The following is a 2,399-nucleotide window of genomic DNA, read 5'->3' as shown; positions in this document are numbered from 1 at the left end:
TGGACATATTCCACTTGCATCTCATCAGATCCTTCTTGAGTTTTGGCTCTTCTCTTCTTTCTTAACGGATGGACTTGCTTTGACTGGAAATATATTGGCCTCTAGGTTTAAGGCCATGAAAAGTATTGATAATTTTCAAATAATGAAGAAGAACCTTTTAACATTGTCTCTTATTTTTGGAGTCGGCTTTACTTTCTTCTATATGGTCTTGAAGGAACAATTAGTAGGTGTATTTACTAATGATCCTGAAGTTATATCTGTAATAGATTCTATATGGCCATACCTGGCATTTTCTCAACTCTTTCTCTGTGCCACTTACGTGTATGATGGTTTACTCTTTGGTCTTGGGAAATTTGATTACGTAAGAAAGCATATGTTCCTAGGTTTTCTTTTTTCTTTCTTACCGTTTATTATATATTCATTTTATAGTGATCAACTACTTTGGATATGGCTTGGACTTATAGGTTTAGGTTTTTATAGAGTCTTTATTGGTTACTTTGGAAGTAGAAATTTTACTAGGGAATTATTGTGAGTATTAGTAAAGGAAGTGATGGTTTCACTAAAGAGTATTGGGATGTGAATTATTCTTCTCCTGATGAGATGGATGGTATTGGTAATGCTGAAAATCATGCGAAGTATATTAAAGCAACTCTAGACTTGGACTATATCGATATTAGTAGTGTTGCTGACCTTGGGTTTGGATTAGGTCATCTTTTTCAAGCTGTAATGAAAGAATTCATTCCTTACAGGGCCTTGGGGATTGAGCCGTCAAAATTTGTCTTTGATCAAGTCAAAAAGAGAGGGATTTCCCCTGTGGAGTCTACTTCTCTTAAATTATATAATATGGATCTTCTTTCTTGGTGCCAAGATGCACGTTTTGTTAAACACTTTGATTTAGGTATATGCACTTCTGTATTTCAATATTTATCAGATGAAGAGGTAAGGGAAGTACTGCCAATTCTAGCTAAGCGAATTAAGTACTTATACTTCAGTGTGCCTACAGATAAAGAGCTTGATCGTCAGATTGAAGACCTAGAGTTTAAAGACGAGTATGCTATTAGGCGTTCAAAGTCTTGGTACCAAAAAGAAATTAAGAAACACTTCACATTTGTTTCATCTAGAATTCTAGAGAGCAAATTTCATTTTAAAGAAGAAAATACTTTTTTTACTGACTTACTTTTTAGGTTTTAAAGAGTAGAATGATAATCAAAAAAATTCTCAGGAGAAGACATGAGCTGTCCTTGCGGTTACGAAGTTGAATACGAAAAATGTTGTGGACCACTACATAGTGGGTCTGAAAAAGCCAAATCTGCAGAGCAATTAATGCGCTCAAGATATGCTGCATTTGCTAAGCAAGAAGTCGATTATATTGTTGCTACGCAAGATAAAGCAAGTAGAGACGAACTTAATAAACAAGAAATTGAAATATGGTCTAAAGAAAGTGACTGGAAGAAACTTGATATTGTTGAAACAGTTGACGGTCAGCCAGGCGATACTAATGGTATCGTTGAATTTAAGGCCACATATGTTGTAGGTGACAAAGAAGTTGTGCACCACGAGAGAGCGACGTTTACTTACGAAGATGACGCATGGTTCTTTGTTGAAGGTGATTTACTTAGAGATGCGGTAAAACGCGCTGGGCCAAAGGTTGGACGAAATGACCCTTGCCCTTGTGGTAGTGGGAAGAAATACAAGAAGTGCTGTCTTTTAAAGATGTAGCTTTTACTTAGATTTTAATTAATGACTAGGTGCTGCGGCACCTTTTTTATTTGGGCATTAAAATTTAATTTATTTAATTAAATAATATGAAAATTATTTTTTTGATTTCTTTAATATGAACTAGTTACATATTGCGTTCATAGGGGTATAAAAAATCAAAGTCTATTTTTTTATATAGTTATATATTAGCTAAACATATTAACGTTTTAACGGGATTATTATTACCATGATTCGTATTAAAAAAGGTTTAGACATTCCTTTAACAGGAATCCCTAAGCAAACAATCGAAGCTGGTCCGCAAGTTAAAAGAGTGGCCTTAACAGGTCCTGACTATGTTGGGATGAAGCCATCAATGAAAGTTCAAGTTGGTGACACTGTTAAAGCTGGTCAGGTTCTTTTTGAATGTAAGAAGAATGAGGGACTAGCATTTACTTCTCCTGCAAATGGAAAAGTAGTTGAGATTAACAGAGGTGCTAAGAGAGCATTTCAAACTATTGTTATTGAAGTAACAGGAATTGAACAAGTTCAATTTGAGTCTTACAAGCAAAAGAATGTTTCAGAACTTTCTTTTGATGAAGTTAAGAGACTACTTCTTGAATCTGGTCTGTGGACGTCTCTTAGAATGAGACCTTTTTCTAAAGTAGCAATGCTTGAAGATAAGCCACACTCTATTTTCATTA

Annotated in this window: 3 protein-coding genes and 1 pseudogene; all 4 read left to right on the top strand. The window is 34.8% G+C overall.

The window, feature by feature from the left end; all coding sequences use genetic code 11:
* On the top strand, positions 1 to 532 hold a 532-nt coding region (locus ABX784_RS16955), incomplete at its 5' end, for an MATE family efflux transporter (RefSeq protein WP_372656248.1).
* Positions 529 to 1,191 (top strand): class I SAM-dependent methyltransferase, encoded by a 663-nt coding sequence (locus ABX784_RS16950; protein ID WP_372656247.1) that lies wholly within the window; start codon positions 529 to 531, stop codon positions 1,189 to 1,191. The genes ABX784_RS16955 and ABX784_RS16950, both read left to right, overlap by 4 nt.
* Positions 1,192 to 1,230: 39 nt before the next feature.
* Positions 1,231 to 1,719, top strand: coding sequence for a YchJ family protein (locus ABX784_RS16945; protein WP_372656246.1), 489 nt, complete (start codon positions 1,231 to 1,233; stop codon positions 1,717 to 1,719).
* Positions 1,720 to 1,945: 226 nt separating this feature from the next.
* Positions 1,946 to 2,399 (top strand): annotated as a pseudogene (locus ABX784_RS16940) (NADH:ubiquinone reductase (Na(+)-transporting) subunit A); the annotation flags it as partial.

It is taken from the genome of Halobacteriovorax sp., assembly GCF_041587335.1.
Taxonomy (GTDB): domain Bacteria; phylum Bdellovibrionota; class Bacteriovoracia; order Bacteriovoracales; family Bacteriovoracaceae; genus Halobacteriovorax.
This window is presented reverse-complemented; position numbering and strand designations above follow the sequence as displayed.